The sequence below is a fragment of the Pseudomonas sp. W5-36 genome (assembly GCF_046540455.1).
Lineage (GTDB): Bacteria > Pseudomonadota > Gammaproteobacteria > Pseudomonadales > Pseudomonadaceae > Aquipseudomonas > Aquipseudomonas graminis_B.
On sequence record NZ_JAXCIQ010000001.1, the window covers coordinates 362,701 to 389,329 of the forward strand.

The 26,629-nt window shown below is 59.5% G+C and carries 26 protein-coding genes and 1 tRNA gene; 15 read left to right on the top strand and 12 right to left on the bottom strand.

Annotated features, from left to right (window positions below; translation table 11 throughout):
- Window positions 1-245 precede the first annotated feature (245 nt).
- Entirely contained in the window at window positions 246-560 is a 315-nt protein-coding gene (locus SLW74_RS01630) for a hypothetical protein (protein ID WP_410927914.1), read from the bottom strand.
- A 113-nt stretch (window positions 561-673) separates the two neighbouring features.
- Here SLW74_RS01630 and SLW74_RS01635 point away from each other — a divergent pair, with 113 nt between their 5' ends.
- From SLW74_RS01635 to SLW74_RS01650, 4 genes are all read left to right on the top strand, one after another.
- Window positions 674-1,495, top strand: coding sequence for an NADPH-dependent oxidoreductase (locus tag SLW74_RS01635; protein ID WP_192132110.1), 822 nt, complete (start codon window positions 674-676; stop codon window positions 1,493-1,495).
- A 385-nt stretch (window positions 1,496-1,880) separates the two neighbouring features.
- Window positions 1,881-3,908: an FIST N-terminal domain-containing protein gene (locus tag SLW74_RS01640; RefSeq protein ID WP_410927915.1), complete on the top strand. Its 2,028-nt coding sequence runs from the start codon at window positions 1,881-1,883 to the stop codon at window positions 3,906-3,908.
- A 53-nt stretch (window positions 3,909-3,961) separates the two neighbouring features.
- A complete protein-coding gene (locus tag SLW74_RS01645; RefSeq protein ID WP_065986018.1) occupies window positions 3,962-4,771 on the top strand; it encodes a helix-turn-helix transcriptional regulator in 810 nt (269 codons plus the stop codon).
- A gap of 105 nt (window positions 4,772-4,876) precedes the next feature.
- Window positions 4,877-6,274 (top strand): NAD-dependent succinate-semialdehyde dehydrogenase, encoded by a 1,398-nt coding sequence (locus tag SLW74_RS01650; RefSeq protein WP_410928094.1) that lies wholly within the window; start codon window positions 4,877-4,879, stop codon window positions 6,272-6,274.
- A gap of 115 nt (window positions 6,275-6,389) precedes the next feature.
- On the opposite strand, the gene SLW74_RS01655 is transcribed toward SLW74_RS01650, so the two are convergent.
- From SLW74_RS01655 to SLW74_RS01670, 4 genes are all read right to left on the bottom strand, one after another.
- Entirely contained in the window at window positions 6,390-7,883 is a 1,494-nt protein-coding gene (locus SLW74_RS01655) for a M10 family metallopeptidase C-terminal domain-containing protein (RefSeq protein WP_410927916.1), read from the bottom strand.
- Window positions 7,884-8,164: 281 nt separating this feature from the next.
- Window positions 8,165-8,854 (bottom strand): type 1 glutamine amidotransferase domain-containing protein, encoded by a 690-nt coding sequence (locus SLW74_RS01660; protein WP_410927917.1) that lies wholly within the window; start codon window positions 8,852-8,854, stop codon window positions 8,165-8,167.
- 224 nt (window positions 8,855-9,078) lie between these two features.
- Complete coding sequence (locus SLW74_RS01665) at window positions 9,079-9,681, bottom strand: TetR/AcrR family transcriptional regulator (RefSeq protein WP_065986744.1); 603 nt, start codon at window positions 9,679-9,681, stop codon at window positions 9,079-9,081.
- A gap of 141 nt (window positions 9,682-9,822) precedes the next feature.
- A complete protein-coding gene (locus SLW74_RS01670; RefSeq protein WP_296312397.1) occupies window positions 9,823-11,682 on the bottom strand; it encodes an ABC transporter ATP-binding protein in 1,860 nt (619 codons plus the stop codon).
- 259 nt (window positions 11,683-11,941) lie between these two features.
- Here SLW74_RS01670 and nadA point away from each other — a divergent pair, with 259 nt between their 5' ends.
- Window positions 11,942-13,000: a quinolinate synthase NadA gene (nadA, locus tag SLW74_RS01675; protein WP_065986748.1), complete on the top strand. Its 1,059-nt coding sequence runs from the start codon at window positions 11,942-11,944 to the stop codon at window positions 12,998-13,000.
- A gap of 88 nt (window positions 13,001-13,088) precedes the next feature.
- On the opposite strand, the gene SLW74_RS01680 is transcribed toward nadA, so the two are convergent.
- Window positions 13,089-14,525: a M48 family metalloprotease gene (locus SLW74_RS01680; protein ID WP_065986750.1), complete on the bottom strand. Its 1,437-nt coding sequence runs from the start codon at window positions 14,523-14,525 to the stop codon at window positions 13,089-13,091.
- Window positions 14,526-14,671: 146 nt separating this feature from the next.
- Here SLW74_RS01680 and SLW74_RS01685 point away from each other — a divergent pair, with 146 nt between their 5' ends.
- A complete protein-coding gene (locus SLW74_RS01685; RefSeq protein ID WP_065986752.1) occupies window positions 14,672-14,923 on the top strand; it encodes a sulfurtransferase TusA family protein in 252 nt (83 codons plus the stop codon).
- Between the two features lie 37 nt (window positions 14,924-14,960).
- Window positions 14,961-16,031: an AI-2E family transporter gene (locus SLW74_RS01690; RefSeq protein ID WP_410927918.1), complete on the top strand. Its 1,071-nt coding sequence runs from the start codon at window positions 14,961-14,963 to the stop codon at window positions 16,029-16,031.
- Between the two features lie 113 nt (window positions 16,032-16,144).
- Here the strand turns inward: SLW74_RS01690 and SLW74_RS01695 are convergent, their stop codons facing one another.
- Together SLW74_RS01695 and SLW74_RS01700 are read right to left on the bottom strand one after the other, a co-directional pair.
- A complete protein-coding gene (locus SLW74_RS01695; RefSeq protein ID WP_065986754.1) occupies window positions 16,145-16,618 on the bottom strand; it encodes a peroxiredoxin in 474 nt (157 codons plus the stop codon).
- A 10-nt stretch (window positions 16,619-16,628) separates the two neighbouring features.
- Window positions 16,629-17,192: a glycine cleavage system protein R gene (locus tag SLW74_RS01700; protein ID WP_037014004.1), complete on the bottom strand. Its 564-nt coding sequence runs from the start codon at window positions 17,190-17,192 to the stop codon at window positions 16,629-16,631.
- Between the two features lie 313 nt (window positions 17,193-17,505).
- On the opposite strand from SLW74_RS01700, the gene dapA reads away from it, so the two are divergent.
- The 8 genes from dapA (at window position 17,506) to SLW74_RS01740 (ending at window position 24,202) form a co-directional block, all read left to right on the top strand.
- Window positions 17,506-18,384 (top strand): 4-hydroxy-tetrahydrodipicolinate synthase, encoded by an 879-nt coding sequence (gene dapA / locus SLW74_RS01705; protein ID WP_065986755.1) that lies wholly within the window; start codon window positions 17,506-17,508, stop codon window positions 18,382-18,384.
- A gap of 17 nt (window positions 18,385-18,401) precedes the next feature.
- Window positions 18,402-19,517: an outer membrane protein assembly factor BamC gene (bamC, locus tag SLW74_RS01710; protein WP_410927919.1), complete on the top strand. Its 1,116-nt coding sequence runs from the start codon at window positions 18,402-18,404 to the stop codon at window positions 19,515-19,517.
- Entirely contained in the window at window positions 19,518-20,276 is a 759-nt protein-coding gene (locus SLW74_RS01715) for an MBL fold metallo-hydrolase (RefSeq protein ID WP_065986758.1), read from the top strand.
- Window positions 20,277-20,336: 60 nt separating this feature from the next.
- A complete protein-coding gene (gene purC, locus SLW74_RS01720; RefSeq protein WP_410927920.1) occupies window positions 20,337-21,050 on the top strand; it encodes a phosphoribosylaminoimidazolesuccinocarboxamide synthase in 714 nt (237 codons plus the stop codon).
- Between the two features lie 104 nt (window positions 21,051-21,154).
- Window positions 21,155-21,244 (top strand) — tRNA-Ser (locus SLW74_RS01725).
- 108 nt (window positions 21,245-21,352) lie between these two features.
- Complete coding sequence (locus SLW74_RS01730; RefSeq protein WP_410927921.1) at window positions 21,353-22,330, top strand: integrase; 978 nt, start codon at window positions 21,353-21,355, stop codon at window positions 22,328-22,330.
- A 127-nt stretch (window positions 22,331-22,457) separates the two neighbouring features.
- Complete coding sequence (locus SLW74_RS01735) at window positions 22,458-23,645, top strand: AAA family ATPase (RefSeq protein ID WP_410927922.1); 1,188 nt, start codon at window positions 22,458-22,460, stop codon at window positions 23,643-23,645.
- Window positions 23,642-24,202, top strand: a complete 561-nt coding sequence (locus SLW74_RS01740; protein ID WP_410927923.1) for a DUF4276 family protein — start codon at window positions 23,642-23,644, stop codon at window positions 24,200-24,202. The genes SLW74_RS01735 and SLW74_RS01740 overlap by 4 nt, the downstream gene beginning before the upstream one ends.
- Here the strand turns inward: SLW74_RS01740 and SLW74_RS01745 are convergent.
- From SLW74_RS01745 to SLW74_RS01760, 4 genes are all read right to left on the bottom strand, one after another.
- On the bottom strand, window positions 24,193-24,444 hold the full coding sequence (locus tag SLW74_RS01745) for a hypothetical protein (protein WP_410927924.1): 252 nt from the start codon (window positions 24,442-24,444) through the stop codon (window positions 24,193-24,195). The two genes, SLW74_RS01740 and SLW74_RS01745, sit on opposite strands and share 10 nt — an antisense overlap.
- A 31-nt stretch (window positions 24,445-24,475) precedes the next feature.
- A complete protein-coding gene (locus SLW74_RS01750; RefSeq protein ID WP_410927925.1) occupies window positions 24,476-24,799 on the bottom strand; it encodes a hypothetical protein in 324 nt (107 codons plus the stop codon).
- A 281-nt stretch (window positions 24,800-25,080) separates the two neighbouring features.
- On the bottom strand, window positions 25,081-25,776 hold the full coding sequence (locus SLW74_RS01755) for a hypothetical protein (protein ID WP_410927926.1): 696 nt from the start codon (window positions 25,774-25,776) through the stop codon (window positions 25,081-25,083).
- Window positions 25,773-26,561 (bottom strand): hypothetical protein, encoded by a 789-nt coding sequence (locus tag SLW74_RS01760; protein WP_410927927.1) that lies wholly within the window; start codon window positions 26,559-26,561, stop codon window positions 25,773-25,775. Before SLW74_RS01760 ends, SLW74_RS01755 begins: the two co-directional genes overlap by 4 nt.
- Between the last annotated feature and the right edge of the window lie 68 nt (window positions 26,562-26,629).

Sequence of the window (26,629 nt, forward strand, 5' to 3'; positions counted from 1 at the left end):
CATGAAAACGGGTTTTCCAGATTTTTTTGCCTGTCTGAAGGTAGGTGGTCGGGTTGAGTCAGTAAGTCAGAGCCTTCCAGCCCATCTCACGCCTTGCCTTGCGCACTGCCACTGCCTTGAGAAGACGCACCCGTATCGCTCCGGACGTTATACCGCTTGAGTGGCAACTGATCCGCTTTGGTTCCGTCATCCCACGCTATGGGGCCGAGCCCGTTTCTTTTGACGCGCGGTGTATGAGTGTTCGATTAGATGAGGGAGAGCAGCGTTTCCAGCTGACCGCGTTCCCACGTGCTCAGCAGCTCAAGGGGATCAGTGCCGTAACGCTGGCGGGCGTCAAACATATAGGCCCGGCCTTCGGGGCTGACGCAGCGGTCGCAGTGGTCCAGGGCGTTGTGCTCTTTGTAAAACGTGATCAGCCAGCCATCGGCATCGACGGTCATCAGTCCGCTGTCGGTCTGGATTTGAGCGGTGCTGCCCACCCGACGCATCACACGAATGCCGAGGGCAATGTCACGCAGGACCTGACAGGTGTCACGCGCAGTAAGAGGCTCTGCTGACAAATGGCTTTCCTTGGTTGGCTCAGTTTGAAGGGCGGTTACATGAAAATGCCCACCCAAGGCATGCGCCTGTGGCATCGATTTGATAGCCTCGCATCACTTTTTTGGAGAGATTTATGACCACAACCAGCCAATCCAGAATGGCGGCGCGGTACGGCGAGCCCGATGCGTCTGCGCTCACCACCTGGAACGATACCATCGATCAATTGCTCGACCATCGCAGCGTTCGCGCTTTCAGCACCGAGCCTCTGCCGGATGGGCTGGTGGAAACACTGGTCGCTGCTGCGCAGTCTGCAGCCACCTCTTCAAACCTGCAGGTCTGGAGCGTGGTCGCGGTGCGGGACACGGATCGCAAGGCGCGCCTCTCGGCGCTGGCCGGCAACCAGGCTTACATCCGACAGGCGCCGCTGTTTCTGGTATGGCTTGCCGACCTTTCTCGCGTCTCCCGTGTAGCCGAGCAGCAGCACGCCGAACTGCACGCGCTTCCCTACCTCGAAAGCCTGTTGCTGGGCACGATAGATGCTTCGCTGGCGGCTCAAAACGCCGTTGTGGCACTCGAATCGTTGGGGCTTGGCAGCGTTTACATCGGCGCCATTCGCAATGACATCGAGGGGGTCGCCAAGGAGCTAGAACTGCCTCCACACGTTTACCCCGTATTTGGCCTCTGCGTCGGCTATCCCTCCAGCGAACTGCCCGCGAAGGTCAAACCGAGGCTTCCACAGGCCGCGGTGCTTCACCACGAAACCTACGCGGCGGAGCCAGAGCCGGCCGCAGTCGCCGCGTATGATCAGCGGTTGGGGGCTTTCTACCAGCGCGAGGGGATGAGGGCAAACGGTTGGTCTGAACAAGTCGTCAACCGACTTCGTGACACCTCCAACCTCCATGGCCGTGAACATCTGGTTGAGCAATTGATCCGGATGGGGTTTGGCCTTCGCTGACGACGGGGCTCCAGGATTCAGCCATGGGGTCAGCGCGCCTTGATTGCGCATGACAGATGCAGGCCTCAGCATCAGTGCGGCGGGCAGGACGTCGTTTTGATCGTCGAAGCAATGAGGTCGCGCCGCCACAGGTGGGCGTCGACAGAACGCCGGAGATTATGAAATCCCGGCGCTCACGCTCAAGCCCCGCTTCGCGGCGGGCGCCACGGCTTTCGCATCCATCGCACCGACGGCGATTGAAACTGAAGCAATCATGCGGGCTTAGGTTCGCCCCCCCGACCAATCCCGCGGGTTGTCCTTCAAGTCAGATTTTCCACGGCCGATACAGAGGAAAGCTGCCGCGTATGCAGTCATGCGCTCAGCGATCCCTTCTAGTGAGCCGACGATGAACCCACTCAACCTCTTCAACCGATCCCGTGCCAACCGTCAGGACGCGATCAGCATTAACTGCACCGCTGGTGAACTGGATCGTGCCTTGGCAGGCGTGCGTTCGGTTCCCGTTCTGGTGACGGGTTTCGTCTCTCCCCATCTGGACATCGATCAGGTCGCGGCGCGTATCAAGCAGCGCTTTCCCGGCAGCGCGCTGAGCCTGTGCACCACCTCCGGCGAGCTGTGCAACAGTGCGACCGGTTTGTATTGTGCGACGGGCGATCGCTGGGACCGCATCGTCTTGCAGCTTTTCGAAAAAAGCGTGATTGCCTCCGCTGAAGTGGTGATGGTGCCGCTGGAATGCGAAGACATCCGCAGCGGCGGCAAGCGCATGGAAATGCGTGAGCGTATTGAAAAACTGGTCAACAATATCAAGCGTGCCCAGGTCAGCACGGCCATCGACCACCGCGACACCCTGGCCTATGTGGTGTTCGACGGCTTGTCGGCGTCCGAATCGTTCTTCATGGAAGCGCTTTACGAGTCCGGTCGCTTCCCATGCCTTTTTGTCGGCGGTTCGGCTGGTGGCAAGTCGGATTTCAAGAAGACCCTGATCCACGACGGCCAGCGCAGCTATCAGAATCATGCGCAGATTGTCTTCATCAAGACCGCTGCCGACATACGGTTCGGCGTGTTCAAAAGTCAGAACTTCAAACCCGCCGGGCTGACCTTCAGTGTCCTGACAGCGTCGGTCGAAGACCGCACCATCGACCAGGTGATCGACAGCCAGGGCAACATCATGAGCATGGTCCAGGCGCTGTGTAACGCCTTCAGTTGCGACGCTCACGCGCTGGAAAAGAACCTCGCGGAGTACTCTTTCGCCATTCGCGTGGGCGGCGAACTGTTCGTGCGATCGATCGCGCGCATCGACCATGCACAGCAAATCATTCAGCTGTTCTGCGACGTGGCTCCCGGCGAGGAGCTGGTGATGGTCAAGCGCACCCCGTTGCGCGAAGCCACCCAGGTGGATTACGAGCAATTCCTGCGCGGCAAGGGCGGGCAGCCCGTGGCGGCGATCCTCAACGACTGCATCTTGCGTCGGGCCAACAACGGCAAGGACCTGGGCAGCATGACCGGATTGTTCGGTGACGTGCCGGTGGTGGGGTTCTCGACCTTCGGCGAAATTCTCGGCCTGAACCTGAACCAGACGCTCACGGCGATCTTTTTCTTCCGGGTGGCAAAAGGCGCGTCATTCACGGATGAGTACGTGGACAATTTCATCGCCCACTACGGAGAGTTCAAGGCGTTTTTCCTGCGCCGCCAGCTGAAAAAGATGGTGGGTTTGAACCACGTCATCGTGAAGCAGATCGAGGCGTTCAAGCTCAACGATTTCAACAATGCGCTGGACACTCGCGGGCTGGATACCAAAGTGCTGCCCGTGTTCGAGGGCCTGGCCGCACTGGGTAGGGTCCTTGCCCAGGCCGGTCAGCAGCAGGAAGAGATGTCCACGCAAATCAAGCACTATTCCGGCGAGCTGCACCTGTCCATGGACGATCTGGCCGGAACGATTGACCAGCAGAACACTGTCTCGACAAACGCCGGCAATACCGTGGTAGCGCTGGTCAGCCAGGCGGACGAAGCGGTGGTCGGCGCACGGGCCCTTGCGGAATCGAGCCTGCGCATCCAGTCCATCGTGCAGGTGATTCAGCAGATCGCCGGCCAGACCAATCTGCTGGCGCTCAACGCCGCGATCGAGGCCGCGCGGGCAGGGGACCTGGGCCGAGGCTTCGCCGTGGTCGCCGACGAAGTGCGCAAGCTGGCGGAAATCACCCGCAAGAACGCGGCGGAGATCGGCGTCGACATCGACCTGCTCTCCAGCGAGATTCAGCGGGTGGCGCAGCAGATCGAGGACCAGTCCACCGGCGTCGGCGCGTTGCGCGAAATGCTCGATTCCCTGGAACACTCGAACCAGGCCACCGAAGGCACGGCGCGGCGTACTAAAGCCATCGCCGATACCTTGACCGGCTTGACCCACGCCAGACCATGACCCACGATGCCTGATTGTCGGCGATAAACGACAGCATGGATCACGAGTGAGTTATGGCGAAAAGACCGTCGATAGAGCAGCGCCGCGAGTTCGGCAATTTCCTGTCCAGCCGGCGGGCGCGCCTTGATCCGAAGGACTTCGGTCTACCGGAGGGGCCCCGGCGCACGCCGGGATTGCGCCGCGAAGAAGTGGCGGCGCTCGCCGGGGTCAGCGTCAGTTGGTACACCTGGCTTGAGCAGGGCCGTGACATTCAGCCCTCGCCGGACGCGCTGGAACGGATATCCAAAGTCCTCAAGCTCGACCGTGTGGAGTCCGCGCACCTGTACGCGCTTTCCGCGCTGGAAGTGCCGGTTGCTGCGACCGGCGGCGGGGTGACGGCCGGGCTGGAAATGCTGGTGCGCGCGATCAACCCGATTCCGGCGTATGTGCGCAACGCCCGACTCGACATCCTGGCGTGGAACGACGCCATCGCCGAGCTGTTCGTCGACTACGGTTCGTTGCAACCCCATGAGCGCAACACGCTGCGTCTGCTGTTTCTGTACATTCCGTACCGCACCATCATCCTGGATTGGGAGCAGATGGCGCGGGGCATGATCAGTGCGTTTCGGGCATCGCGCGCGTTGGCTCAGGACAAGGCACCGTTCGACAGCCTGATCGAAGAACTCTCGGCGCAGAGCCCCGAGTTCAAAGAGTGGTGGCAGGACACCGAGGTCAAAGGCTTCGAAGAGGGTCGCAAGCGCCTGCTGCACCCCATCAGCGGCCATATCGATTTCACCTACGTCGCATTGACGCCAGAAGGGCGGCCGGACCTGTCGCTGGTGACCTACATTCCCCGCCACACTGCCTATGACTCACGGTCATAGGATAACAACACGCCTTCCTGGCTATTTCGGGCTTGCCTAGAGTGACGGTCATCGCAGCGCACATGTGCTGCACCGACCGCCAACGAGGTAATCACGATGTCTGACCTGAGCACGATCTCCACCGCAAACGTCGCCACATCACGCAACCCGGCCACCGGTGAGCTGATCGCCACTTATCTCTTCCAGACGCAGGCTGAAGTCGAGCAGTTGCTGGACGTGAACGCTGCGGCGTTTCGTCTGTGGCGCGCCACGCCAATGGCTGAGCGAGTGTCGGCTTACCGTCGTCTGGCAGCCATCCTCCGTGAGCGGTCGGAACCCTTCGCTGCGCTGATCACCGCTGAAATGGGCAAAACCCTGGCGGCGGCCCGTGGTGAAGTGGAGAAGTGCGCGGCCACGATCGAGTGGATTGCCGACAACGGCCCGGCGATTCTTGCCGATGAGCCGGTCAATGTAGACGGCGACGATGAAGTCCATGTGTCCTTCCTGCCGATCGGCACCGTGCTGGCGGTGATGCCCTGGAATTTCCCGCTGTGGCAGGTGATTCGTGCCTCCGGGCCGATCATGTTGTCGGGCAATGGCTTCATGCTCAAGCACGCGCCGAACGTCATGGGCTCGGCTTACGCGTTGCAAGAAGCCTACGAGGCGGCGGGCTTTCCAAAAGGGCTGTTCACCAACCTTATTGCCGACAACGACACCGTGGCCCGCACCATTGAAGACCCGCGCATCGCTGCAGTGACGCTGACGGGCAGCATGCGCGCAGGGTCTGCCGTGGCGGCCACCGCAGGCAAGGCACTCAAGAAGAGCTTGCTGGAGCTGGGCGGTTCGGACGCCTTCATCGTGCTGGCCGACGCGAACATCGACCTTGCGGTGAAAGCCGCCGTCGAAGCGCGTTTTCAGAACGCCGGCCAAGTCTGTCTCGCGGCCAAGCGCTTCATTCTCGAGGCGCCGATCGCCGAGCAATTCACCCGTCAATTCGTTGCGGCGGTCGAGCAACTGAAAGTGGGCGATCCGTTGGACAGCGCCATCAATGTCGGCCCGATGGCTCGTGCTGATCTGCGCGATGAGCTGGATGGTCAGGTTCGACGCACTGTTGCAGCCGGCGCGACGTTGCTACTGGGCGGGAAGAAAATCGACGGTCCCGGCAACTTCTACGCGCCTACCGTGCTGGCCGATGTGAAGCCAGGCATGGCCGCATTCGATGAAGAAACCTTCGGGCCGGTGGCCGCGATCACCATCGCCGCCAACGCCGAAGACGCTATCCTGCTGGCGAACACCAGTGACTACGGACTGGGCGGCAGCCTGTGGACCCAGGACATTCCGCGCGCGCAACGCATCGCCCGGCGTCTGGAAACCGGCGGCGTGTTCATCAATGGGTTTCCGGCCACTAACGCGCGCATCCCGGTGGGAGGCGTCAAAAAGAGTGGCTATGGTCGCGAGCTGTCCCACTTCGGGTTGCGCGAATTCACCAACGCCCAGGCGGTGTGGGCCAAAAGCGTTGACTGAGAGTCAGTGAGCAGTACCCGCATGGGAGAAGCTGTGTCACCGCCCATGCTGCAAAAAAGCCGTCGCACCTGCGACGGCTTTTTCGTACCTGCCATTTGGAAGGGCGCTTCTCGATTCAACCGATCGGGTGCAGGTCAGCGGGTGCCAGGCCCACAAGCTCGATATGCGCAGCGCTCGCGTCAGCCACGATCAGGTTATCGGCGGTGAAAGTCTTGGCGACGTTCTTGTCGATACTGATCTCGAATCGGTTACCGTCAGCGTCCGCTTCGTAATCCTTGAGATAGGTGCGGTTCAGGGCGGTGTCGTAGATCACCTTGAGCGTGCCATCGGTGCCATCGCCAAGGCCTGTGTAACCCAGCGCTGAAACATCGATGCGGTCCTGAGTAGCGTCGAAGTTTTTGATGAAGTCCGAATTGCCCCGGAAGCTGTCGCTCTTCTCGACATATCGGAAGGTGTCGACCCCGGTGTTGCCCACCAACAGGTCATCATCACCGCCTCCGACGAGGATGCCGCCCGCGGTCGAATTGGTGAGCGTGTCACGGTGGTTATCGCCAGTCAGCGTCTGGTTGGCGCGGTCTGCTGCACTGTCTCCGGCAAAGGTGAAGCGATCCATGTCCTGCAGGCCGGTAAGCGGATCCCGGTCGTACTGAGTCAGGTGCACGGCGAATCGGTTGCCGGCTTCATCGGCCTCGAAGGATTGGGCAATCGCGTAACCAGCTTCATTGTCGTAGCTGTAATTGAGCGTGCCGTTGTAGCCATTACCAAGGCCGGTGAACCCCAGTGCCGAAACGTCCAGCAGATCACCGTCACCGAGTCTGAAATTGTGGATGAGGTCAACGCTGGATTGGCCTGTGCCGTCGTTCACGAAGCTATCGGTGAGATGCTCGAAGACAAACGTGTTACGGGAACCGCCGCCGGACATGTCGTCCGCTCCGCCTCCACCGGTCACGATGTTGCCGGAGCGGGGAACGACCAGAACGTCATCGCCATCGGTCCCGGTGATGACGTATTGCTTGTTGCTTAGACCATGTTCGCGGCCAGTGCTTTCTGCAGTCAGGTCGTAACGCAGAGCGAAATTTTGCGTGCCAAGCTCAGCGGCGTGATCGCCTTCAAGTCTGACTTCGAATGCCTGGCCCTGGGCGTTTTTATCCAGCGAGCGAACATAGGTAATGTCCTCGTCGGCGTTGTAGGTGACCGCCAGATCACCGTTGTGGCCATTGCCAACGCGCTCCAGCCCGAGGGCCGTCAGGTCAAGTACGTCAGTGGATTGGAAGTTTTTGATCAGGTCCGAGTGGGAGCCCTGTTTGTCGAAGTAACTGTCCGTCACCGAGGTGTAGACGAACGTGTTCCCGTAGACATAAGCGGAGTGGCTGGTGATCGTATCGACGCCCGCGCCGCCGTTGTAGCGATCCTGTGCGTTGCTGAACGGGTCGGGATCCCCTTCCTGACCGATGAGGATGTCGTCGCCATCGCCGCCAGAGATGAAGTCCCGCTTTGTGGTGCCCGTGATGGTGTCGTCATCCGCCGTGCCCACGTAGCTGTCATAGGTGCCATGAGCAGTCATGACAACCGCTTCACTCTGCAATGCCGCTTTCGTTCCCTGAGCCATTTTTTCTCTCGCGATAGAGGGGTTGGTACTGCGATCGCCGTAAACAACAGATCCAGTTGCAATGGGCATCATGAGTGTTCATCAATGCCCGCCACCACCGTGGTAGACCCGTTAAAGCCGTGTTTGTTTGGTTATTCGCCTTCGCCCAGAAACGACAAAGCCCGACATAAAGTCGGGCCTGGGGTCGGGTTGAATCCGTTCATTACCAGTTCATGGCAGTTATCTCGTTGCGAAGGTGAGAAGCGGGGAGGGGTGCGAACACCCCTCGCGCTGGGCGGTGATCAGGCCGATTTGTTCTGCAGTGCTTCGATCAGCACGTCTGCCGCAGGACCGGAGGAAGCAGGGTTCTGACCGGTGATCAACAGACCATCGGTGAGGACGTACGAGCCCCAGTCCGGACCTTTGGAGTAGACGCCGCCGAGTGATTTCAGCTCGTCTTCCACCAGGAAAGGCACCACATTGGTCAGGCCGACCGCTTCTTCTTCGCTGTTGGCAAAGCCGGTGACCTTCTTGCCTTTCACCAGTGGCGTGCCGTCGGCGCTCTTCACGTGGCGCAGCACGCCAGGGGCGTGACAGACGACAGCGACGGGCTTGCCGGCTGCGATGAACGACTCGATGAGCTGAACGGAATTTTTGTCTTCGGCCAGATCCCACAGAGGGCCATGGCCGCCTGGGTAGAACACAGCGTCGAAATCTGCCTGGGACACGCTGTCCAGGCGAACGGTATTGGCGAGCAGGGCTTTGGCGGTTTCGTCTTTTTCGAAACGACGGGTCAGGTCGGTCTGGAAATCAGGCTCGTTGCTCTTCGGATCCAGCGGAGGTTGGCCACCTTGTGGCGAAGCCAGAACGATTTCAGCGTTGATGTCGCTGAATGAGTAGTAGGGCGCGGCCAGCTCTTCCAGCCAGAAGCCGGTAGGACGGCCGGTGTTGCCGAGGGTGTCGTGGGAAGTCAGAACCATGAGAACTTTCATCGGGTGTATTCCTTGTGACGGGCTAAAGTAGGTACACCATAGTCTTGAGTAGACCAGTCGTCTAGAGTTAATTCAAAAAATTATTTGCGCGTTGATTGAGCGATGGAGAGGTCCGCGCAAATGAGGTGCATGGGCTGGGCCGCACGAGGCCGGCAGGCGTCATGGCGGCGTGAACCAGGGATGAGGGGTTGCAGATGGTGCGGCGCACGGTTGCCGTGCGCCAATCAGGCCAGGCGCAGAATCACACGCGTGGTCGCCATGGCTGTTTCAAAAGGGGCAAGGCTTCTTTCAATCTTGACCATCACGCTGGCCCCTACCCACAGTTGATACAGGCTTTGCGCAACGGCGAAAGGATTCTCGCAGGCGGGCAGCGAGCCGTCGGCAACGCCAGCCTCGATCGCGCTGCCGAGCCGGTCGGTGATCCCGGCAGTGCCTCGCTTGAGAACGGCGCGCATGGTTTCCGACAGATCGGCCACTTCAACGCCAAGCTTCACGGCGAGGCATTTGCCCTGGCATTCCTGAAACGACTGCGTGTCCTGCCAGACGCGCCAGTAGTTCATCAAGCGCTCGCCCATGGGCAGGCCGGGCTCGCCGAGGATGCGATCAATGTCAGCGAGGTAGTCGTCGAAGTAGTGCTCAAGCAACGCCTCCCCGAAGGCATCCTTGGAGCCGAAATAATGATAGAAGGAGCCTTTCGGCACGCCCGCAGCGGCCAGAATTTCGTTCAGGCCAACGCCGGAATACCCCTTGGCGGCCATGATGCGCTGGCCGACGTCGAGGATGCCTTGACGAACATCAGATGAACCACGTGTTTGGGGAGTATTCATAGCGTCGGAGAATACATCCTAGTAAGTCGGTCTACTAGAGGATTCTGATGGACGATGCTGTCGTGGGTCGGCGCGGCCCGCGTCGAACGACGGCTGCGCCCCAAGCCGTCGTTCAGCGCGTTTATACCGCGAGTCTGCCCGCTATACCTGATCCACCGCTTCAGGCACGCCCTGATCCTCACCCAGAAACCCACCGCTCTGGTGATGCCACAGACGCGCGTAAGTACCGTTCTTGGTGAGCAGTTCAGCGTGGGTGCCTTGTTCGATGATGCGCCCGTCGTCCATCACGATCAGCCGGTCCATGGCTGCAATCGTCGACAGCCGGTGGGCGATGGCGATCACGGTTTTGCCTTTCATCATCTCATCGAGGCTTTCCTGAATCGCCACTTCGACTTCCGAATCCAGCGCGCTGGTGGCTTCGTCCAGCAGCAAAATCGGCGCGTTCTTCAGCATCACGCGAGCAATGGCAACCCGCTGGCGCTGGCCGCCCGAGAGCTTGATGCCACGCTCACCGACCAGCGTGTCATAGCCGCTGTGGCCATGCTTGTCGCTGAGCTGACTGATGAACCCATCCGCCTGGGCATTGACCGCAGCGGTGTGGATTTCCTCATCGGTGGCGTCAGGCCGACCGTACGCAATGTTGTCGCGGATGGACCGATGCAGCAGCGAGGTGTCCTGAGTCACCATGCCGATGGCGCTGCGCAGGCTGTCTTGCGTGACCTGCTTGATGTTCTGACCATCGATGCGAATCTCGCCGCTGTCCACGTCATAGAAGCGCAGCAGCAGATTGATCAGCGTGGATTTACCGGCGCCTGAACGGCCGACCAGGCCTATCTTCTCGCCCGGGCGGATGGCCAGATTCAAACCCTCCAGCACCTGGCGCTCGCCGTTGTAGTTGAAGCTGACGTTCTCGAAGGTCACCGCGCCGCCGGTGGTTTTCAGCGAGTTTGCATTCGGCGCGTCCTGTACTTTAGGGCCCTGAGTCAGGGTCGCCATGCCGTCCTGCACCGTGCCGATGTTCTCGAACAGCGAGGTCATCTGCCACATGATCCAGTGGGACATGCCGTTGATGCGCAGCGCCATCGCGGTAATCGCCGCCACCGCGCCAGTGCCGACGTCACCCTGATGCCACAGCCACAGGGCGTAACCGCCTGCGCCCAGAATCAACGCGACGACCAGCGCCTGATTGACGATTTCGAACTGGCTCACCAGACGCATCTGGCGAAAGCCCGTGTGCTTGAAGTCCTCCATCGCCGCGCGGGCAAACTGCGCTTCGCGTTTGGAGTGGGAGAACAGCTTCACGGTGGTGATGTTGGTGTAGGCGTCGGAAATTCGCCCGGTCATCGACGACCGCGCGTTGGCCTGCTCCTGACCGACTTTGCCCAGGCGCGGCACGAAGTACACCATCGCCAGGCCGAACAGCACGATCCAGGCAAGGAACGGCAGCATCAGCTTCAAGGCGAAACCGCCTGCCAGCGCGATGATCGCAATGAAATAAACGCCGATGCCGGGCGCGATTTCAATCAGGGTGAACAGCACGTCCCGCACCGCCAGCGCGGTCTGCATGACCTTGGTGGTGACCCGGCCGGAGAATTCATCGGAAAAGAACGACAGGCTCTGCCGCAGCATCAGCCGGTGAAAGTCCCAGCGCAGCCGCAACGGCAGGTTGATCGCCAGCACCTGATGCTGAACCATCGTGCGCATGGCCACCAGCCCGACGCTGATCACCAGCACAATGCCGATGCCCCACAGCGCTCGGCTTTCTTCGCCTGCGGTGGCGCCGCCGTCCTTCCAGGTCGACAGCAGATCGACCACTTGGCCGAGAAACGAGAAAAGCCAGGCTTCGTAAATCGATACACAGGCGCTGAGCACTGCCAGGGCGAGGATGTAGCCACGCGCACCCCGGGTGCAGGCCCACAGAAAACGTACCAGACCCACAGGTGGCGGCGGCGCTTCGTCGGGTGGGAAGGGGTCGAGGCGTCGTTCAAATACGCGCAGCATGAGGATCTCCAAAACTGTCCAGTGACGCAGATTCTGCCATTGAATGGCGGGCTTGAGGGTTTCGGTGCTTTTTTGACTGACTCGTTCCAACCATTGCGGACGTGTTTTTACGATGCCCTCGCTTGAGGCGGTGGCGATGGCGCTAACATTGAGGGCGGGGACTGCCGGTAAGTGATCGCTCAACAGAACCCGTGCTAACTTCCCCGGCGTTTTCTACCCTGCGGACTTTTGCTCCTTACGCGTACTCAGGTTCATCGACATGACACACATCTCCGAACGCCTTCTGGTCCAAGCGCACCTGGACGCCAAACAGCCCAAAACCCTGAGCCCTGACGAGGAAGCGGAATACCGCCGCTTGATCGCCGCCGAGCTCAAGGCCCAGGACGCCGTGCTGGTCGCTCATTACTACTGCGATCCGGTGATTCAGGCACTGGCGGAAGAAACCGGCGGTTGCGTCTCGGATTCTCTGGAGATGGCGCGATTCGGCAAAAACCATCCGGCGAAAACCGTGCTGGTGGCCGGGGTGCGTTTCATGGGCGAAACCGCAAAAATTCTGACCCCTGAAAAACGCATCTTGATGCCGACCCTCGAAGCGACCTGCTCACTGGACCTCGGTTGCCCGGTCGATGAGTTTGCTGGGTTCTGCGATCAACATCCCGAGCGCACTGTGGTGGTGTACGCCAACACCTCAGCCGCCGTAAAAGCCCGTGCTGACTGGGTGGTGACGTCCAGTTGTGCGCTGGAGATCGTCGAAAGCCTGATGGACAACGGCGAGAAAATCATCTGGGCGCCCGACAAGCATCTGGGCCGTTACATCCAGCGCGAAACCGGGGCGGACATGCTGTTGTGGGACGGCGCCTGCATCGTGCACGAGGAGTTCAAATCCCGGCAGTTGGAGGACATGAAGGCCTTGTACCCGGACGCGGCCATTCTGGTGCATCCGGAGTCGCCCGAGTCAGTCATCGACCTGGCCGATGCTGTGGGCTCTACCAGCCAGTTGATCAAAGCGGCGCAAACGCTGCCGAACAAAACCTTCATCGTCGCCACCGACCGCGGCATTTTCTACAAGATGCAGCAGCTCTGCCCGGACAAGGTCTTCATTGAGGCGCCCACTGCGGGCAACGGCGCCGCCTGCCGCAGTTGCGCGCACTGCCCGTGGATGGCGATGAACACCCTGGCACGCACGCTTCAATGCCTGCGCGAAGGCAGCAACGAAATCTTCGTTGACCCAGCGGTCATCCCTCACGCCGTCCGGCCGTTGCAGCGCATGCTGGACTTTACCCAGGCGGCGCGGATGAAAAACTCGGGTAATGCTTGAGTAGCAGCGGTTAGCCGCAAGCTTCAAGCTTCAAGCGAAAAGCGAACTCGCCGCATTTCAGCTTGCAGCTTGCCGCTCGTAGCTCGCCTCAATTCATCATGTCCTTCACCGCCCGTTCCTGGGCGATGATTTCCTGCTGCCGCGCGTCGATGCGTGAGGCCAGCTGGAAGTTGTTGTTCGCCCGTCGCTTGGCAAATTCGAGCTGTTGAATCGCCTGCTTGAAATCGCCCATCAGCGCAAAATATTCCGCACGGGCCTGATGCAGGCCGATGGTGTTGCCCGACAGACCGCGGGTGTCAGCCACCTGATTCCAGATGTCCGGATCGTCCGGACGGCTCTTCAACAGAATCTCCAGAGACTTCAACGCCTCGGGCGCCTTGGACTGCTTGAGCAAGACGTCGACTTTCGCCTGATTGAGCGGGTAGTTGTCGGGATACAGATTCAGCATTCGGTCCACCCGCTGTTGAGCGTCAGGCAGGCGATTGTTGGAGATGTCCAGGTTCACGGCGGCGAGGTTGTAGGGAATATTGTCCGGCGCCTTGTCGAGCAAAGGCTTCAGCGTCTCACGGCCTTCGTTGAGCTGACCCGCCTTGGTCTGGGCAAGCGCCAGACCGTAGCGAGCCGCGTCGTTTTTCGGGTTCTCGGCCAGTTGTGCACGGAAGCGCTTGGCGGCCATGCCGGGGGTTTCTTCGTAAATCAGCACGGTGCGTGCCCGCATCAATTGATACGCCGGGCTGTCTTCCTTGCCGCCGGGCTTGGCTTGTTCGGCGCGGTTGCGGGTGTCCGCGATACGGGATTCGGTCACCGGGTGGCTCATCAGGAATTCCGGCGGCTTGGCGTCGTAGCGATATTGGCGCGCCAAACGCTCGAACATGGTGGGCATATTGCGCGGGTCGTAGCCGGCCTTTTCCAGATTGAGGATGCCGATGCGGTCGGCTTCTGCTTCGTTCTGCCGGGAGAATCGCGCCTGCTCCTGAATCGCGGCAGCCTGGGTACCGGCGATCGCGGCAATCCCCGCATCGCCCGCGCCCGCAGCGGCCATGACGATGCCGGCAAGCATCGCCGCCATTACCGGCACTTGCATGCGCTGTTGCGCCTGTACGCCCCTGGCAAAGTGCCGCTGCGACAAGTGAGCCAGTTCGTGGGCGAGGACCGCAGCGTATTCGCCCTCGGTTTCAGCGTGGAGGAACAACCCGCCGTTGACCCCGATGATCCCGCCGGGCGCTGCAAAGGCGTTGATCTCCGGGGTGTTGATCAGGATGAACTCGAGACGGCGGTCCTGCACCTGGCTGGTTTCAGCGAGCCGGTAAACCGACGATTCGACGAAGTCCTTGAGCAGCGGGTCGGACAGCTGCGCCACTTCAGAGCGCAGCAGCCCGAGCCAGGCACGCCCCAGGTCGTGTTCCTGCTGCGGAGAAACGATGGATGAACTCGCGTCGCCGAGGGAGGGCAGGTCGTCTTCTGCGAAACTCGGCGCTGCCAGCAGGCAGGCGAGGGTCAGCAGCGTGGGGCGCAAAAAATTCATGCACGAAACTCTGGGGCAGAAAGGCGTCACTGTAGCTGGCTCAATGGCTTGCTGACCAGAGTGGGGTATTCTGGAAAACTTGTAAGAATGTTCTTCCGCCCGTTGGCTTTTATGCGATGGCGGATGTGTCTATCCGGAGAGAAACGATGTCTGACGCTGTAGGACACCCCGCAGCCTGCGATGCAGAGCTGGACGCCAGCGGCCTCAATTGCCCGCTACCCTTGCTCAAAGCCAAGATGGAACTCAACCGTCTGGCCAGCGGCGCGGTGCTCAAAGTGACGGCCACCGACGCCGGCTCGCAGCGTGACTTCCGTACTTTCGCAAAATTGGCCGGGCACGCGCTGCTCCACGAAGAAAACGCTGACGGCATTTATCGGTATTGGCTACGCAAGGCCTGAGCGTTTCTGACCCCTCGCAACCCCCTTAGGATTCTTGATGTTCAAAGTGCTTCGCGACTGGATACAGCGCTACTTTTCCGACGAGGAAGCGGTAGTGCTGGCGGTGTTGTTGGTTCTGGGATTTACCGTTGTCCTCACCCTCGGCGGCATGCTCGCGCCGGTGCTCGCCGGGTTGGTGCTCGCCTTTCTGATGCAGGGGCTGGTCAACCTGCTCGAGCGTCTGCGGGTGCCCGAAGGCGGCGCCGTGGGGCTGGTCTTCGCTTTATTCATGGGGGCGCTGGCGCTGTTTCTGCTGGTGCTCGTGCCTTTGCTGTGGCGCCAGCTCATTACCTTGTTCAACGAATTGCCCGGCATGCTCGCCAAATGGCAGTCGCTGCTGTTGCTGCTGCCGGAGCGTTATCCGCACCTGGTGTCGGACGAGCAGGTCTTGCAGGCGATAGAAGTGGCTCGCGGCGAGGTCGGAAAGTTCGGGCAATGGGCGTTGACGTTTTCCCTGTCCAGCTTGCCGCTGCTGGTCAACATGATGATCTACCTGGTGCTGGTGCCGATCCTGGTGTTCTTCTTCCTTAAAGATCGTCGGATGATCAGCCGCTGGACGAGGGGCTATCTGCCACGCGAACGTACGCTGATTACCCATGTGGCCGAGGAAATGAATCGGCAGATCGCCAACTACATTCGCGGCAAGGTTATCGAGATTTTCATCTGCGGCGGGGTGACCTACATCGCCTTCGTGACCATGGGCCTGAATTACTCGGCGTTGCTGGCGATGCTGGTGGGGATTTCGGTGGTGGTGCCCTATGTGGGCGCGGTGGTGGTGACGGTGCCCGTGGCGTTCATCGCGCTGTTCCAGTGGGGCTGGAGCGATCAGTTCATCTATCTGATGGCGGTCTACGGCATCATCCAGACCCTGGACGGCAACGTGCTCGTGCCACTGCTGTTCTCCCAGACCGTGAGCCTGCACCCGGTGGCAATCATCTGCGCCGTGCTGTTGTTCGGCGGGCTGTGGGGGTTCTGGGGGATTTTCTTTGCGATCCCGCTGGCGACCCTGTTCAAGGCCGTGCTGGATGCGTGGCCACGAAACGAACCGACGGTGGCGCCGTTGCTGTAAATGTTGCCGTGCTTTTGTAGGAGTGGGCTTGCTCGCGATCGGCGTCGTCATGGTCAACCTACGATGACTAAACGAACCCGATCGCGAGCAAGCTCACTCCTACATCATGGCGATCAAGCCTGGTTAAGCGCCTGAGCCGCTTCAAGCACCGCCGCCACATGCCCCGGCACCTTCACGCCGCGCCATTCCTTGCGTAGCACACCTTCCTTGTCGATCAGGAAGGTGCTGCGGTCGACGCCCAGGTATTCCTTGCCATACAGCTTTTTCAGCTTGATGACATCGAACAGCTGGCACAGCGATTCGTCCTTGTCCGAAATCAGCTCGAACGGGAATTCCTGCTTGGCCTTGAAGTTCTCGTGGGATTTCAGGCTGTCCCGCGACACACCGAACACCACCGTGTTGGCGGCCTTGAAGTCGGCGTGATGATCGCGAAAGCCCTGGCCCTGGGTGGTGCAGCCAGGGGTGCTGTCCTTCGGGTAGAAATAAAGGACGACCTGCTGACCCTTGAGCGCCGACAGGCTGACTGCCTGTTCGCTCGTGGCCTGCACCTGAAAGTCGGCAACGGGTTGGTCGAGTTCTACAGCCATTCGGGGCTCCTTACATCGGTGCTTGAGGGCGCCATGGTTCGATCAGCGCATCGAGGTTGAGGGCGTCGGCGAAGTCCAGGAACTGGTCACGCAGCCAGCTGATCTGGGTGCCGGCCGGCAATGTCACGGTGAACGTAGCGTTGAGCATGGTGCCGCCGGTCTGCGGTGCCTGATAGGTGTCGCAGATCAGGTTCTCCAGCTCGACGTTGTGGTCGATGAAGAACTGGCACAGCTCGTTGATGATGTCCGGACGGTACGCCGAACTGACGTAGGCCACGTAGGGCAGGGCTTCCGGACGGTTTTCCAGCGAAGCGCTGCGCACCACGTTGACGGTGAAGGCGTGTTTCTTCGCCAGGTTGGGCAGACCGGTTTCCAGACGCGCCAGGGCGTCCCAGCTGCCGGAGATCTGCAGGATCAGCGCGCTGCACTCACCGTGGCGAGTGAGGCGTGAGCTGACGACCGAGCAACGGCTTTCGTTACTGGCGCGGCACAGGACGTTGGTCAGCTCCATTGGGTTGGCGCCAAGGGCACTGATGACAAGGAATTGTTCGCGAACTGTGGGGATGGATGACATGCAGCATTCCTAAACGATGAGCGGTCGGTACGCAGCAGGCCTTTGCCGGCGGGCTCGACGGACGAAGGCATCGTGACGTCGCCCCGACCCACAGCCGGCAATCGCTGCCATGAGCCTGTCATGGCGCGCGATAACGACGCAGGGCGGGGTAAGTGACGTCAAAATCGAGCAGTCGAACGAGCCGGGCAGATGACCCGTACCGATCAAAGACCGAAGGGTAGCGAAAACCGGCGCCGAGGGGAATGCTCGCCTTGTGCAAGGATCATGGCGCCAGTACCATTACCGCTCTCTTTTTCCGGCAGGAGCGGTTTGCATGATTGCGGGCAGTATGGTGGCACTGGTCACACCCATGGATGCACAAGGTCGTCTCGATTGGGACAGCCTGAGCAAACTGGTGGACTTTCACCTGCAAGAGGGCACCAACGCCATTGTTGCCGTCGGCACCACCGGTGAATCCGCGACGCTCGACGTCAACGAGCACATCGAAGTCATCCGCCGCGTGGTTCAGCAGGTCGCTGGCCGCATTCCGGTCATCGCCGGCACCGGCGCCAACTCCACCCGCGAGGCGGTCGAACTGACCACCAACGCCAAGAACGCCGGTGCCGATGCCTGCCTGCTGGTCACCCCGTACTACAACAAGCCGACCCAGGAAGGCTTGTACCAGCACTTCAAGCACATCGCCGAAACCGTCGACATCCCGCAGATTCTGTATAACGTGCCGGGTCGTACTGCCTGCGACATGTCTGCCGAGACCGTCATCCGCCTGTCGAAAGTCAAAAACATCATCGCCATCAAGGAAGCCACCGGAGACCTGCAGCGCGCCAAGGATATTCTTGCCGGCGTGAGCAGCGACTTTCTGGTCTATTCCGGCGACGACGCGACTGCTGTCGAGCTGATGTTGCTCGGTGGCAAAGGCAATATTTCGGTCACCGCCAACGTCGCACCGCGCGCCATGGCCGACCTGTGCAAGGCCGCGATGGACGGTGACGCCGACGCCGCCCGCGCCATCCATGAAAAACTGATGCCGCTGAACAAGACTCTGTTCATCGAATCGAACCCTATTCCCGTGAAATGGGCCCTGCATGAGATGGGTTTGATGCCAGACGGTATTCGTCTGCCACTCACCTGGCTCAGCGAGTCCTGCCACGAGCCGCTGCGTCAGGCCCTGCGCCAGTCCGGTGTATTGGTCTAATGAGGAAGCATTACGCAATGAAGCGACTGGCCGGACTTTCCGCACTAGCCTTGATTATCTCCAGCACCAGCGGTTGCAGCTGGCTTTTTGGCCAGGACGGTTATTTCCGCGATCGCAGCAGCGATTACCTGGAAGCGACCCAGAAGCCGCCGATGCAAATGCCCGAAGGCGTCCAGGAAGTCAAACGACTGGACCCGTTGCTGCCGATTCCGCGCAACGTTGCCGACGACACCCAGAAGGGTGAATTCACCGTGCCGCGTCCGCAACCGCTGACCACCGCTCAGGACTCCGGCGACTACACGCTGCAGAAGAGCGGCGACAACCGCTGGATTCTTGCCCAGCGCGCACCGGCTGAAGTCTGGCCAGTGGCGCATCAGTATTTCGAAGACAACGGTTTCCGCATCGCCGAAGATCGTCCGCAAACCGGTGAATTCAACACCACCTGGCAGCGCATGGACGAGTTGTCCGCATCGGTGGCCAAGCGCATGGGTTCGAGTGGCGATGCCGCCAACACCGAGACCCGCGTCCGCGTTCGTATTGAGCCGGGCGTGCAGCGCAACACCAGTGAAATCTATGTGGTCAGCGTGCAACGTCCGGCCGGCAGCCGTGATGATCCTGCATTCCCGTCGCGCAGCACTAACGCCGGCCTCGACTCCGTGCTGACCGACGACATGCTGGCAAGCCTGACCCGTACGGCCGAGAAGGGCGGTTCGGTGTCCCTGCTGGCGGCGCGTGATTTCGACACCCCAAGCCGCGTCTCTCTCAGTGAAGACGGCAGCGGCAACCCGGTGCTGAACCTGGGCGCAGACCTGGATCGGGCGTGGTCGAGCGTCGGCCGTGCGCTTAACCAGGGCGACTGGCGCGTTGAGGACATCAACCGCAGCCTGGGCCTGTATTACATCAACCTGGCGGAAAAAGCCGACAAGCCTGAAAACAAGCCTGGCTTCCTCAGCCGTGTGTTCGGCAGTGAAGAGTCCAAGGAAGAGAAAGAAGCCCGCGCCGAGCGTTATCAGGTTCGCCTGAGCAAGGTCGGCGAGAACGTTCAGGTAACGGTCGAGAAGAACATCAACACCGTGGCGCCGACGGAAGTCGCTCGTCGTGTGTTGAGCGTCATTCAGGACAACCTGGGTTAAGTGCGCTTCGCGGTTCTCGGCAGCGGCAGCCGTGGCAATGCCACGCTGGTTGCGAGCAACGACACGTATGTGCTGGTCGATTGCGGTTTCTCCTTGCGGGAAACCGAACGGCGGCTCGACAGGCTGGGCGTCAGCGGTAAACAGCTCAGCGCCATTCTAGTGACCCACGAACATGCCGATCATGTGCATGGCGTGGGTTTGCTGTCTCGGCGCTACGATGTGCCGGTGTACCTCAGCGACGGCACGCTGCGCGGCATGCGCAAACCGGTCGAAGCCGGTCTTCGGCTGGTGGGCGGGCAGGGGCTGCGCATTGGCGGTCTGGACATTGACGTGGTGTCGGTGGCTCACGATGCGCTGGAGCCCACGCAGTTCGTGTTCAACGACGGGCGCCGTCGCTTCGGCCTGTTGACCGACCTTGGATCGTATTGCCCGATGGTGCTCGACAGCTACCGCGGCCTCGACGCGCTCATGGTCGAGTCCAATCACTGCCGCGATCTGCTCGCCCGGGGTCAGTACCCGTACTTTCTCAAGCAGCGGGTGGGTGGTGATCACGGTCATTTGAACAATCATCAGGCTGCCAGTCTGGTGAACGAGTTGGGATGGCAGGATCTTCAGCACCTGGTGCTGGCCCATCTGAGCAGCAAGAACAACCTGCCGCATCTGGCCCGGCAATGTTTCGTCGACACCCTTGGGTGCGACGAGGACTGGCTACAATTGGCCGATCAGGATTCAGGGCTCGACTGGCGCGAAATCGCCTAGCGTCCCAAACGGGCGACTCGCCCCCCATTATTCAGCCAGATTCAGCAAGCGGAGCCCATCATGGAAAAACGTGAAGAACTCTACCGCGGCAAAGCCAAGTCGGTTTACAAGACCGATGACGCTGACCGCTTGATCCTTGTGTTCCGCAACGACACCTCGGCGTTTGACGGCAAGCGCATCGAACAGCTCGACCGCAAAGGCATGGTGAACAACAAGTTCAACGCCTTCATCATGCAGAAGCTGGAAGCCGCTGGCATTCCGACCCAGTTCGATAAACTGCTGGCCGACAACGAAGTGCTGGTCAAGAAGCTCGACATGATCCCGGTCGAATGCGTCGTGCGTAACTACGCCGCCGGCAGCCTGGTCAAGCGCCTGGGCGTGGAGGAGGGCGTGAAGCTCAACCCTTACACTTTCGAGCTGTTCCTGAAGGACGACGCCAAGGGCGACCCATTCATCAACGACTCCCACGTCGTCGCGTTCGGTTGGGGCACCGCCGAGCAACTGGTTCGCATGAAAGAGCTGTCCCTGAAGGTCAACGAAGTCCTGACCAAGCTGTTCGACGACGCCGGCCTGCTGCTGGTCGACTTCAAGCTTGAGTTCGGCGTGTTCAGCGACGGCTCGATCGTCCTGGGCGACGAGTTCAGCCCGGACGGCTGCCGCCTGTGGGACAAAGAAACCCGCAAGAAAATGGACAAGGACCGCTTCCGTCAGGGCCTTGGCGATGTCATCGAAGCCTACGAAGAAGTCGCCCAGCGTCTTGGCGTACCGCTCTGATCCAACGCTTCACGCGGAAAACGCTGCAAGCATCTGAAAGAACGCGAAAAAATCCGTAAAAAGGGTTCGCGTTCTTCGGACGAACTGTTATGATGCGCGCCGTTGGAGAGATGCCGGAGTGGCCGAACGGGACGGATTCGAAATCCGTTGTACTGGCGACAGTACCTAGGGTTCAAATCCCTATCTCTCCGCCATATGTAAGGCCCCGAGCGTTTGTAGCGCTCGGGGCCTTTTTCATTTGGGGGAATATTGGGGGAATGGGGGAACGTGCGATTCCCCCAGCCACCGGTTATGATTCCCCCATGGCCTACTACGAAAAACGTGGCGAGAGCTGGCGCGCCCAGATCCGTCGCAAAGGATATCCCACCTTATCTGCTTCCTTCGACACCAAGGCAGAAGCCCAGCGCTGGGCAGCCGAGATCGAAGGCGATATGTCGCGTGCTCGCTTTGTGGATATCCGCGAGGCCGAGTCCACTACGCTTTTTGAAGCTCTGAAGCGGTACCAGTCTGAGGTGTCGGTCGGCAAGAAGGGCGAGAAGCAAGAAAGGGTTCGCATACAGAAGTGGCAGGATTCCGATTTTGCTCACAAGTCGCTCGCCTCGTTGAGGTCAAGCGACATGGCCGCGTACCGCGACGCCGAACTCAGGGCCGGGAAGTCCACCGCCACCGTGCGGCTCGACCTAGCTGTCATCAGTCATCTGTATACCGTAGCGGCAAAGGACTGGGGCATAGAAGGGCTGACAAACCCGTGTCGGGCGATCCGTATGCCGAAAGGCAGTAAGCAACGTGAGCGGCGCCCAACCGGTGAAGAGCTGAAGACCATCTATAAACTCGCCGCCGACATGAACCCGGAGTTGCCCATTATCATCGAGCTTGCGGTTGAAACTGCAATGCGTAGATCTGAGCTTGTGATGCTTAGGAAAGACCAGGTGAGGGGAAAGGTGGCGTTCCTCGAAGACACGAAGAACGGCGAGCGCCGGTCGGTCCCTCTCTCATCGCGGGCCTTGGCGCTATTGGAAGGATTGCCGAAGCCCATCGCCGGGGGCAGGTACTTTCATTTGAAAGCGGACACCATCAGTAACTACTTCCCGCTGGTTTGCGAGAAGGCAGGGATCACGGATTTGCGTCTACATGACCTCCGCCACGAAGCTACAAGCCGTCTGTTCGAGCGCGGATTTACGTTGATGGAGGTAGCAAGCATCACTGGGCACAAGACCCTGGCCATGCTCAAGCGCTACACGCACTTAAGCCCGCAAGACCTGGCGGACAAGCTGGGCTGAGCAGTTCATATCGCTGCGTTCGAAGCTTTGTATCGCGTTTATTTGGCCCGCAAGTGATAATCGGATTCGACAAGTGCTCAACCTTTAGGGCCTGTGCGCACGGATCAGCAGATTAGGCGGGAAGCGAATGAAACTAGAGACGATCAGGGTTAAGCGGTTTAAGGCTCTATATGATGTTGAGTTGAAAAACCTTCCCAAATTCGGTGTCTTCATCGGTGCTAATGGCAGTGGTAAAAGTACGTTGTTCGATGTTTTCGGTTTTCTACGAGACTGCTTAGTAACCAATGTCCGGGCTGCTCTTCAACGCCGAGGAGGCTATAAAGAGGTTGTGTCTAGAGGATGCGAGGATGAGGGAATTTATATAGAACTGCAGTTCCGTATGCCTATCGCTACGGTTGAGCGGCTTGTAACTTATAGCATTTCTATAAAGCTTGAGGATGGTCGACCCGTAGTCTCAGAAGAGCGCTTGAAGTATAAGCGCGCGGCTTACGGCTCGCCGTTCAATTTCCTTATTTTTAAAAACGGAAGCGGTTTCGCTATCGAGAACGAGGAAGACTTCGACAGGCCGGATGAGGAACTATCCCGCGAGGCCCAGCAGCTTGAGAGTGCCGATATCCTAGCTATTAAAGGACTCGGGCAGTTTCAGCGTTTCAAAGCGGCGAGCGCCTTTCGACAGCTTATAGAAAAGTGGCACCTTTCCGACTTTCATATACATGATGCGAGGAAGACCCAAGAAGCCGGCTATGCAGAGCATCTTTCGCCAAATGGTGAAAACCTCGCCCTTGTAGCTCAGTTTATGTATGAGAATCATCGCGAACAGTTTGATCTTGTCTTGGAGAAAATGAAGCAGCGTGTCCCTGGAGTTAAGGAAGTTCAAGCAGTAGAAACGGAGGACGGTAGAATTGTTTTGAGGTTTCAGGACGGAAGCTTCAAAGATCCATTTATATCGCGCTATGTATCCGATGGCACTATTAAGATGTTCGCTTACTTGTTGCTCCTTCATGATCCTGTGCCTCACCCTCTTCTGTGTATTGAAGAGCCTGAAAATCAATTGTACCCAAGCCTTATGATCGAACTGGCTGAGGAGTTCAGGGCATACGCAGAGCGGGGCGGGCAGGTAATCGTCTCGACCCATTCCCCTGACTTACTCAACCGTATTGAGCTCGATGAAATATATTGGCTGTCCAAGCTAAACGGTAGGACGGATATCCGCAGAGCTAGTGAGAATGAGCAGCTAGCAGCACTTGTCGCTGAGGGAGATTTGCCGGGCACGTTGTGGAAGCAGGGCGCCTTTCCAGAGATTGATCCGTCATGAATCTCATCTTCATGCTTGAAGAACCATCAATGAAGTACTTTCTTGAGGGGTTTATTGCGAGATATCTCCCTGAGGGTGTACATGTGCAGTATCTTGTTCACGAAGGTAAGCAGGACTTGGAAAAATCGATACCCAGGAAGCTCAAGGGGTGGCGTGCTCCCAACAGTCACTTCGTTATACTCCGTGATAAGGATGCTGAGCAACCGCTTGTTCTAAAACAACGGCTCATCGACATGTGTGTGCAATGTGACCGTCCGGACTCACTGGTCCGCATCGCTGTTCACCATCTTGAAAGTTGGATATTGGGGGACCTGGAAGCTGTCGGTAACGCGTATGGGAAGCCGAACTTGAAGGCTATGGCCGCAAATCGAAAATTTAGAAACCCCGACTTGCTTTCCAATGCTAGCCAGGAGTTGGCGAGAATTATTCCGGGCTATCAGAAAGTCAGTGGCGCAAGAACAATATCTAAGCATATTGATCCCGATCGCAACGCCTCGACTAGTTTTCAAACACTTCTCAAGGGGGTACAGCGACTTGTGGATAAAAATTATATATGAATCCGAAGAGTCGGAGGCTCCCTTCTAGGTCTACCTAGCTTCGCGGGCAAGTGCTGGCCGTCACGGAAGTCTTGCAAAAAAATGCGCACGTCATCTTTAAGCCAGCAGTGCTTGCCTCCCATCTTAAAGCTGGGAGGGAGCCAAGCGACGCCCCGGCGAATCCCCTCCCTGATAGATGCTTCGGTACGGCCCAGCATTTTCGCCAGACCGTCCACCTTCACTACTTCTGATTCTTCTGACATGGCATTCTCCGTCCGCTGTATATGCGGCTGATCAATCAATTTGGTAATAGACGTAGCAGTCGACGCCTTGGGCCTTGAGTGAGCGGTGCATCGCCTGAACGCCGGCGGCTCGACGGTTACCGATGCCACCGAATGGTGTATCGAGGTGCAGGCCGCGCCGGTGCCACCCGCTGCGCTCCTGCAGGCAGCCAGGCAATCCAGCGACCCAGGCCTCACGGGCGCCGGGCATCGGGATGACCAACCGATCACAGTTGGCGCTGCCTCCATCATCCGGCCGGGCATCGGATGCGAACTTGCCGGCCTCGATGGCGATGGCAATCTTTGGCCCGAGAGCCGCGATGTCTTCTTTTTTCACAGGAAATCTCCCGCCCGCCTTACACACCGGCAGGCATGTGGATAGATGGGGAAGGGGTTACGCAAGTAGTTGAAGCCGATAACCTTCTGCGGTGCGTGAGCAGCCGCCTTGGCAGCCATGTTCGTGGCACGCGGTCAGATTGCAGATGGCGCGGAATCCAGTACCGCCGCACACACCACAATCGGTGTTCCTATGATCGGGGCACCGGTAAACCTCGAGCTCGCGGCCGTGTTTTTGCAAGCGGCGTGGAAGCATTCCGGTGCCTGCATCAGGGACGATCTTCACGGCGTCACCTGCTTGAACTCGACGACCCAGACCCATGGGTTGCTGTTCCATGAGTCGGCTCCGTTGATGGATACCCACAGCTCTCGCCAGGCGTCGAACGGATCGCACCAGTTGCCCGGGCCGGGCTCGTCTTTGAAGGGGTGGAAGTAATAATCACCGTCACCGTGGTGGATGCGGTGAATGCCTTCAGCGATGTACCGACTTTCGGACGCGGTCTCGCCTTCCCCATCCTGCAGGCGCTCGACGCGCACATCGGTGATCTCCAGCAGGATGCGGCTGTCACGCCTGAACATGTGGATGCTGGGTTTCCAGCGGATCGCGCCGGATGGGATAAGGTTTTCCCAGCCCTGACCCTTGATGCACTCGGGATAAGTCGCTCGGTAAACCGTCGGGCTCGGATCAAGGTTTGCGGGTTGAGCCCAAGTCTCGCGCACCCATAGTCGGTCGCCGGGCTGACCGTACGGACATTTGGCGCTCCACTCGCCGCCGCTGCGGGTGCTGTACGCATGGAAACCGTCTATCTCATCACCATTCTCGGCGCGGCCGGCGGTGTACTCGATGCGGTGATCGTGCCGCGACCAGCTGAGATCGAAGGGCTGTACCTTCACAGGTCGGCGCGTGACTGTCTTCCGGCCTTCCAGGATGGCGCGCACCATCGGCGCCGAGAAAAGGATCGGGCGTTCTTTGATCATGATGTGAGCTCCAACGGTTCCAAGGCTTTTGCGGCCACCTCCGCGACTGCCAGCGCATAGACATCCGGGTGCTGTTTGTCGAAGGCAGGCATGTGCTCTGTCTCAATCCACTGTCCTCGGGACGTCCCGCGAGCGAGCCATCCGGGCTTGCTGCCAGGCGCTTGGGTCCACGCCGTTACACCGATGCCATAGGAGGCGATCTGTTTGGCAGTGATAAAACCCTGCTGGCGCATTTGCGCTATCACCCGGAGGGCTGACTCTTTCCAGGGTGTGAGCCTGACCGGAGACGGCACGCCGGCCGGGAGAGTGGTGACAACAGAAGGCACCCGGCAGCGCTCGGTGGGCCACCAGTCGAACATACGGTTGGAATAGCCCCAGCGTGGGACCGCCTTTTCAGGCCAAAACAGCTCGGAATCGATGCTGAAGCCATGCGAGCAGCCTTTCACTCTGGAGTACTTGCTCGCTACCAGCACACGAACACCGAGGTGCTCGAGCATCTTCCTGATGCCTTCGCTTGCGTCCGATATCTTGCTGACGATAACCAAGCGGTGATCCGGACCGGGTCTACCGTAAAATTCATCGCCCAGTGATGGGAGTATTTGATCGGCGACCTTCGCGTTCAGGGTGAGCTTGGCTTCGACGCCGATCTGCCGGCCATCCTCATGCACGACCAGCACGTCGAACCCTGCAGCTTCAGGGTGGCAGGTCCAGCCAGGCAGGCTGTTGAACTCCAGCATGAATATCGCGCACAGCTGAGTCTCCGTGGTGATGGCTTCAAGTTCCATTGGCAAAGCTCCGCCTCGCCGCATACGCAGCAGGCAATAGGGATAGGGTGGGGCCGAGCGGGCGGCGG

Excerpts from the sequence above, each read along its gene's own strand:
- SLW74_RS01655 (WP_410927916.1), bottom strand. The coding sequence starts at position 7,883 with ATGGCTCAGGGAACGAAAGCGGCATTGCAGAGTGAAGCGGTTGTCATG.
- SLW74_RS01645 (WP_065986018.1), top strand. The coding sequence starts at position 3,962 with ATGGCGAAAAGACCGTCGATAGAGCAGCGCCGCGAGTTCGGCAATTTC.
- SLW74_RS01660 (WP_410927917.1), bottom strand. The coding sequence starts at position 8,854 with ATGAAAGTTCTCATGGTTCTGACTTCCCACGACACCCTCGGCAACACC.
- SLW74_RS01740 (WP_410927923.1), top strand. The coding sequence starts at position 23,642 with ATGAATCTCATCTTCATGCTTGAAGAACCATCAATGAAGTACTTTCTT.
- SLW74_RS01640 (WP_410927915.1), top strand. The coding sequence starts at position 1,881 with ATGAACCCACTCAACCTCTTCAACCGATCCCGTGCCAACCGTCAGGAC.
- SLW74_RS01745 (WP_410927924.1), bottom strand. The coding sequence starts at position 24,444 with ATGTCAGAAGAATCAGAAGTAGTGAAGGTGGACGGTCTGGCGAAAATG.
- SLW74_RS01730 (WP_410927921.1), top strand. The coding sequence starts at position 21,353 with ATGGCCTACTACGAAAAACGTGGCGAGAGCTGGCGCGCCCAGATCCGT.
- purC (WP_410927920.1), top strand. The coding sequence starts at position 20,337 with ATGGAAAAACGTGAAGAACTCTACCGCGGCAAAGCCAAGTCGGTTTAC.
- SLW74_RS01695 (WP_065986754.1), bottom strand. The coding sequence starts at position 16,618 with ATGGCTGTAGAACTCGACCAACCCGTTGCCGACTTTCAGGTGCAGGCC.
- SLW74_RS01735 (WP_410927922.1), top strand. The coding sequence starts at position 22,458 with ATGAAACTAGAGACGATCAGGGTTAAGCGGTTTAAGGCTCTATATGAT.
- dapA (WP_065986755.1), top strand. The coding sequence starts at position 17,506 with ATGATTGCGGGCAGTATGGTGGCACTGGTCACACCCATGGATGCACAA.
- SLW74_RS01680 (WP_065986750.1), bottom strand. The coding sequence starts at position 14,525 with ATGAATTTTTTGCGCCCCACGCTGCTGACCCTCGCCTGCCTGCTGGCA.
- SLW74_RS01755 (WP_410927926.1), bottom strand. The coding sequence starts at position 25,776 with ATGATCAAAGAACGCCCGATCCTTTTCTCGGCGCCGATGGTGCGCGCC.
- SLW74_RS01690 (WP_410927918.1), top strand. The coding sequence starts at position 14,961 with ATGTTCAAAGTGCTTCGCGACTGGATACAGCGCTACTTTTCCGACGAG.
- nadA (WP_065986748.1), top strand. The coding sequence starts at position 11,942 with ATGACACACATCTCCGAACGCCTTCTGGTCCAAGCGCACCTGGACGCC.
- SLW74_RS01670 (WP_296312397.1), bottom strand. The coding sequence starts at position 11,682 with ATGCTGCGCGTATTTGAACGACGCCTCGACCCCTTCCCACCCGACGAA.
- SLW74_RS01685 (WP_065986752.1), top strand. The coding sequence starts at position 14,672 with ATGTCTGACGCTGTAGGACACCCCGCAGCCTGCGATGCAGAGCTGGAC.
- bamC (WP_410927919.1), top strand. The coding sequence starts at position 18,402 with ATGAAGCGACTGGCCGGACTTTCCGCACTAGCCTTGATTATCTCCAGC.
- SLW74_RS01635 (WP_192132110.1), top strand. The coding sequence starts at position 674 with ATGACCACAACCAGCCAATCCAGAATGGCGGCGCGGTACGGCGAGCCC.
- SLW74_RS01760 (WP_410927927.1), bottom strand. The coding sequence starts at position 26,561 with ATGGAACTTGAAGCCATCACCACGGAGACTCAGCTGTGCGCGATATTC.
- SLW74_RS01665 (WP_065986744.1), bottom strand. The coding sequence starts at position 9,681 with ATGAATACTCCCCAAACACGTGGTTCATCTGATGTTCGTCAAGGCATC.
- SLW74_RS01700 (WP_037014004.1), bottom strand. The coding sequence starts at position 17,192 with ATGTCATCCATCCCCACAGTTCGCGAACAATTCCTTGTCATCAGTGCC.